This window comes from Sphaerospermopsis aphanizomenoides BCCUSP55, from assembly GCF_001586785.1.
GTDB classification, from domain to species: Bacteria; Cyanobacteriota; Cyanobacteriia; order Cyanobacteriales; family Nostocaceae; genus Sphaerospermopsis_A; species Sphaerospermopsis_A aphanizomenoides_A.
The window spans coordinates 1-5509 of record NZ_LUFH02000180.1; the positions used below are offsets into that span (position 1 = coordinate 1).

Annotated in this window: 7 protein-coding genes; 3 read left to right on the top strand and 4 right to left on the bottom strand. The window is 37.4% G+C overall.

From position 1 onward, the window contains the following. Window positions 1-362: hypothetical protein (locus A0J48_RS25725; protein ID WP_200327412.1), on the top strand; the 362-nt coding region annotated here is incomplete at its 5' end. Window positions 363-529: 167 nt separating this feature from the next. Here the strand turns inward: A0J48_RS25725 and A0J48_RS25730 are convergent. From A0J48_RS25730 to A0J48_RS25740, 3 genes are read right to left on the bottom strand one after another with little or no spacing between them, the layout of a single operon-like run. Continuing rightward, the gene (locus A0J48_RS25730; protein ID WP_200327413.1) at window positions 530-910 is read right to left on the bottom strand and encodes a hypothetical protein; all 381 of its coding nucleotides are present in this window, start codon (window positions 908-910) and stop codon (window positions 530-532) included. 40 nt (window positions 911-950) lie between these two features. Further along, a complete protein-coding gene (locus A0J48_RS25735; RefSeq protein ID WP_200327414.1) occupies window positions 951-1091 on the bottom strand; it encodes a hypothetical protein in 141 nt (46 codons plus the stop codon). Next, a complete protein-coding gene (locus A0J48_RS25740; RefSeq protein WP_200327415.1) occupies window positions 1088-1255 on the bottom strand; it encodes a hypothetical protein in 168 nt (55 codons plus the stop codon). Before A0J48_RS25740 ends, A0J48_RS25735 begins: the two co-directional genes overlap by 4 nt. Window positions 1256-1445: 190 nt before the next feature. On the opposite strand from A0J48_RS25740, the gene A0J48_RS25745 reads away from it, so the two are divergent. Together A0J48_RS25745 and A0J48_RS25750 are read left to right on the top strand one after the other, a co-directional pair. Then, the gene (locus tag A0J48_RS25745) at window positions 1446-2654 is read left to right on the top strand and encodes an XRE family transcriptional regulator (RefSeq protein ID WP_200327416.1); all 1209 of its coding nucleotides are present in this window, start codon (window positions 1446-1448) and stop codon (window positions 2652-2654) included. 17 nt (window positions 2655-2671) lie between these two features. Continuing rightward, window positions 2672-3217 (top strand): hypothetical protein, encoded by a 546-nt coding sequence (locus tag A0J48_RS25750; protein ID WP_200327417.1) that lies wholly within the window; start codon window positions 2672-2674, stop codon window positions 3215-3217. Window positions 3218-3275: 58 nt separating this feature from the next. Here the strand turns inward: A0J48_RS25750 and A0J48_RS25755 are convergent, their stop codons facing one another. Then, the gene (locus tag A0J48_RS25755; protein ID WP_200327418.1) at window positions 3276-5345 is read right to left on the bottom strand and encodes a prolyl oligopeptidase family serine peptidase; all 2070 of its coding nucleotides are present in this window, start codon (window positions 5343-5345) and stop codon (window positions 3276-3278) included. Window positions 5346-5509: the final 164 nt, after the last annotated feature.

Genomic DNA, 5509 nt, shown 5'->3' on the forward strand with positions numbered 1-5509 from the left:
GGATTACAGTAACACCGCTAGAAGTCGTTAAAGGAATTATCAAAAATAGAAATAGAAAAATAAAAATTAAGTCTTCTTTTGAATATATCCATGATAATGATAAAACTGTTCCCTGGCGGTGTTTAATAGGTTGTCCGAATCGTAAAAAATTATGTTCTATAGGCATTGAAGATTCTCAAATTGCAATCCTAAAATATCAACAAGTTGGTTATTATTCAGAACTTCCTGCAAATAGGGTAATTTTGTTAAATTCAACAGATGGTGAATATGAACAAAGAAACTACTTACCATTATTTCCTAGAGGAGAAGGAGAATTTAATACTATTCCAAAACGCATTTTAAAAATAAATATTGAAAATTAATTACACTAATAAATTGGGTAATAACTTTGAGATTTGAGCTACAGTGTAATTAATATGATGAACATTATACTTGAAACCTATTACTTTTCAGGAAATAAAATCAAAATGTGGGAGATTTACATGAAAATGCCTTTTTAATTTACCTACAATTTCCCACAATTTTCTATTCACGCTTCTATTTTAATACTGGGGGATACTTGGATTTTTGGTAATGGTTTTAATGGGGTATTGATGGGAGAATAACGACAATAACAAATAACTACTGATTCAAAAGTACCCACAGGTAAATCGGGTACATATTCTTCTACCTTGGAAACTTCCCAATCACCAATTCTATAATGTGTACTTGCACCTGGAAATTCAGGATCTACATATTCTTCAACTTGACAAAATTCCTTGAGTCTATAACCTGGTTCGGGAATAGGCTTTTTAGAACCATCATAATGTTCAGCTAGGATATCGGTACACGCTGCGGTATGAGATAGGAACATTTTTTCCAAGTGTTCTACCTGTCCTTTATCTGCTTTAATACTAATATATTTACTCATTTTCTGATTCCTCATGATAATTCGTAATTTCTGTTTCACCTTAAAACACACAATCAACTTTGAGTATTTTATTATTAGTAGGTTCTACTTTCAATAATTCCCATCCGTATTTATCAGCCATTTCTTGACATTTATCTCTATCTGTTGCTGCGTGTCTGGAAATTTTTTCTTCATCTGTCATGGTGATTCTAGTTGTTGAGATTTTTTATTTTGTGCGATCGCTCTCTTGACAATAACCTTAGCTAGTTGAGGAACACTGAGAAACTCTCTAGCAGCCCAATCTTCTAAGTATTTATATTCGTCTTCTTCTATACGAATTGTCATTTGCGGTTTTTTGGAAGGCATATCTAACCATGATTCACTACTCCTAAATTATCGTTCTTATTAGTCTGATTGACTAATAATGAATTAAAGTAGTTACAGGTGAGGCACTTGCGACTATAGTATTAACAGGTAATCTATTTGTCAACTATATCAAGACCTGACATTATAGCTAAAATAATATAATTAATACCTGACATTATCAAAAAACATCATGACTACCAACATCCTGGATAACATTGACCTGCGGACATTAGGTGAACTCCTCCAACAAGCCCGTAAAAAATGCAACATGACTCAAGCGGATGCAGCCAAGATTATTGATGCTGCACGCACCACTATGATCGCTATTGAAAAAGGAGAACGTCGTCTCAAAGCCAATGAACTGATTAAACTTGCCCGTGCTTACGGACGTTCTGTAAGTGAATTTGTGCGACAACGCCCTGTCGTACAACCTTTTGAAGTGCAGTTTCGCGCAGTTTATCAACGCAGTCAGGAACAGCAAGCAGAAATTGAACCATTTATCTCTCAATTAGAGGAATTATGCCAGAATTACCTAGAACTTGAGAAAATCATGGATGCGCCAATAGCGCGAAACTATCCTCTTGAGTATCAAGTAACTGATATGCCCATAAAATCTGCTGCGGAGAGTATAGCAGTAGCAGAGCGTCAACGCTTGGGTTTAGGTGATGCGCCTATTTCGCAACTACGCGACATCCTAGAACAAGATGTGGGTTTACGGATCTTCTATTTGCAGATGCCGCAAAAATACTCAGAAGTGTATAGCTATAACGAAGAAGTTGGCGGTTGTATGGCCATTAATGCCAATCATCCAGAAGAACGTCGGCGCTGGTCAATGGCGCATGGATATCTGCACTTTTTAGCGCATCGGCAAAAACCAGAGTTTCATTTTGATGGTCAATATCAACGATTTCCTGAAAGTGAGCAATTAGCGGAAACTTTCCCCAAATATTTCTTGATGCCTACCAGTGGATTGCTGAAGCGGTTTAATGATATGTACCGTACTCATAGCAAATTCACACCGACCAATTTATTTACACTAGCGCATTACTATGGTGTGTCCGTAGAAGCCCTAGTTTACCGGTTAGAAGAAATGGAACTTCTACCTTCTGGAACTTGGGAGAAATTGCGAGACAGAGGTTTAAAAGTCAGAAAGGTACAGGAAGAACTAGGTTTAGAACAGATTCCCCAAAGAGTTGATATGATGCCTCTGCACTACCAACACCTAGCAATTGAAGCACTAGATCAAGGTTTAATTACAGAAGGGCGTTTTGCTGAATTTCTCCATGTTGATCGTTTAGAAGCTCGTCGTATTGCCGAAGCATTAAGAGAATATTCAAGCGGAATGATGGCAGAAGATACGGATTTTGATTTGCGTCAAATCCAAAATGCTGGGAAGTGAGGAGTATATAAATTGTTATGCAAATTACTCACTCCCACATTATTCTTGATGCTTGTTGTGTTCTTAATCTTTGTGCATCTGGTCAATTTTTAGGAATTTTGAAATCTCTTCCTGCGGAAATTGTCGTGACTACAGTTGTCCAAGAACGGGAATTAAACACACTTCAACAACTTCAGCAAGAAGAAAACAATGCTGTGTTAGAATTTCAAGAAGCCATTCAACAAGGTTTATTAAAAGTTGTAGATTTTGAATCAGAAGCAGAAGAAGAATCATTTGTTAACTATGCTGCTGTTCTTGATGATGGTGAGTCAGCAACTTTTGCTATTGCTTTTCATCGAGGATGGGCGATCGCCACCGACGATAAAAAAGCAATCAAATTTATTCAACAGACTGCATCACACATTCAGGTTGTATCAACTCCAGAAATCATTAAACATTGGTCAGACGTAGAAAATATTAATTCCTCAACACTTCGTAATGTACTTCAGGCAATTCAGTTAAAAGCAAAATATTCACCACCTAACAACCATCCTCTCAAAAATTGGTGGACAAATGCCTCTTAATTCCCCTCTTTGCGTCTTTGCGTGAGACAAAAAAAGGTAGGAACACCCCACCCAAAAATTAAACCTCAACCCCCAAAACCCTTACCAAAAACCCCCACTTATCCGCCGCTTCCTCAATAATTTTCGCCGTCGGTTTACCCGCACCATGTCCTGCTTTCGTCTCAATTCTAATCAACACCGGCGCATCACCAACATGACATTCTTGCAAAGTTGCCGCAAACTTAAAACTATGGGCAGGAACAACCCGATCATCATGATCTGCGGTAGTAATTAAAGTAGCAGGATAAGCGGTACCAGGCTTTAAATTATGCAACGGAGAATAACCATACAAATTTTTAAACTCCTCTGCATTTTCCGAAGAACCATATTCAGCTACCCAAGCCCAACCAATGGTAAATTGATGGAAACGCAACATATCCATCACGCCCACTGCGGGTAAAGCAGCAGCAAATAATTCCGGGCGCTGTGTCATACAAGCTCCCACCAACAAACCACCATTACTACCACCACCAATAGCTAATTTTTGCGGTTGAGTGTAATTATTAGCAATTAACCATTCAGCCGCAGCAATAAAATCATCAAAAACATTTTGTTTTTTCTCCTTCATTCCTGCTTGATGCCATTCTTCTCCATATTCACCACCACCACGCAAATTAGGTACAGCGTAAACTCCTCCCATTTCCATCCATACCAACAGGCTAACGGAGAAACTAGGTGTTAGTGAAACATTAAAACCACCATATCCATACAAATATGTTGGGTTATTGCCATCTAATTTAAGACCTTTTTTATGAGTGATAAACATCGGTATTTGTGTACCGTCTTTACTGGCATAAAATACCTGTTTAATCTCATAATCATCAGGATTAAAATCTACCTTGGGCTGACGAAAAATTTCACTTTTACCCGTTTTCATGTCATAGCGGTAGATAGTTCCGGGAGTAGTAAAACTGGTGAAACTATAAAAAGTTTCTGTATCTTCACGTTTACCGCCAAAACCTCCAGCAGAACCAATTCCTGGTAATTCTACTTCTCTGATAAAATTACCTTTTAAATCAAATATTTTAATTTGGCTATAAGCATCTTGTAAATAGTCAGCCACAAATTGATTATTTAAAATGCCCACAGCATCTAATTTTTCTGCTGCTTGAGGAATAATTTCTACCCAATTTTCTGAAGCAGAATTTTTAGTATCAATGGCAATGACTCTGCCTCGTGGGGCATTTAAATCTGTGCGAAAATAAAAGACACTATCATCATGATCAATAAAGCTGTAATTTGCCTCAAATTGGTTAATTAATTCGACAACTTCAGCATGAGGATTAGTCAAATCTTTGTAAAAAATCAAGTTTCTGTGGTCAGTTCCCAGCCAAACAGAAATAATTAGATATTTGCCATCTTCTGTAACTTCACCACCAAAACCCCATTCCTTCTCATCAGGACGATGGTAAATTAATATGTCTGCTGATTGGTCAGTGCCAAGTTTATGGTAATAAAGCTTTTGGTAATAATTAACATCCTCTAATTTAGTTTGTTCATTTGGTTGATCATAACGACTGTAGAAAAACCCTTGATGGTCATGTGTCCAAGAAGCACCGGAAAATTTAATCCATTGTAAATGGTCTTGTAAATCTTCACCCGTTTCTACATTACGAACTTTCCACTCTTGCCAATCTGAACCAGAAATAGACAAACCATAAGCTAAAAGTTTACCATTTTCACTAATTTCAATTCCTGAAAGGGCAACTGTACCATCTTCAGAAAGTTGATTCGGGTCAAGTAAAACTCTCGGTTCTGCATCTAAACTAGGGAGAGTATAAAGAACACTTTGATTTTGCAGTCCATCATTTTTGAAATAAAAATATTTTTCCCCTTCTTGAAAGGGAATACCATATTTTTCATAGTCCCATAATTTAGTCAGACGCTGTTTAATTTTTTCCCGTGCTGGAATTTCACTTAGGTAGCTAAAAGTAACTTGATTTTGTGCCTCAACCCAAGCTTTTGTTATTTCTGCATCGGGGTCTTCTAATTCACGGTAAGGATCTGCAACCAGAGTACCGTGATAATCATCTACTTGATTGCTTTTGCTAATGCTGGGATAGGTGAGAGGTGCGTGAGAGTAGGACATGATGAAACAGTTAACAGTTATCAGTTAACAGTTAACAGTTGTCAGCAAGAAAAGGCAATAGGTCATTGGGCATTGGGCAAGATCAAGTCAAAAGTCAAAAGTCAAAAGTCAAAATTAAATAACTCTTTTCTCCTCTGCACCCTTGCCCCCCTACACCCCTACAC

Excerpts from the sequence above, each read along its gene's own strand:
- A0J48_RS25750 (WP_200327417.1), top strand. The coding sequence starts at position 2,672 with ATGCAAATTACTCACTCCCACATTATTCTTGATGCTTGTTGTGTTCTT.
- A0J48_RS25740 (WP_200327415.1), bottom strand. The coding sequence starts at position 1,255 with ATGCCTTCCAAAAAACCGCAAATGACAATTCGTATAGAAGAAGACGAA.
- A0J48_RS25730 (WP_200327413.1), bottom strand. The coding sequence starts at position 910 with ATGAGTAAATATATTAGTATTAAAGCAGATAAAGGACAGGTAGAACAC.
- A0J48_RS25745 (WP_200327416.1), top strand. The coding sequence starts at position 1,446 with ATGACTACCAACATCCTGGATAACATTGACCTGCGGACATTAGGTGAA.
- A0J48_RS25735 (WP_200327414.1), bottom strand. The coding sequence starts at position 1,091 with ATGACAGATGAAGAAAAAATTTCCAGACACGCAGCAACAGATAGAGAT.
- A0J48_RS25755 (WP_200327418.1), bottom strand. The coding sequence starts at position 5,345 with ATGTCCTACTCTCACGCACCTCTCACCTATCCCAGCATTAGCAAAAGC.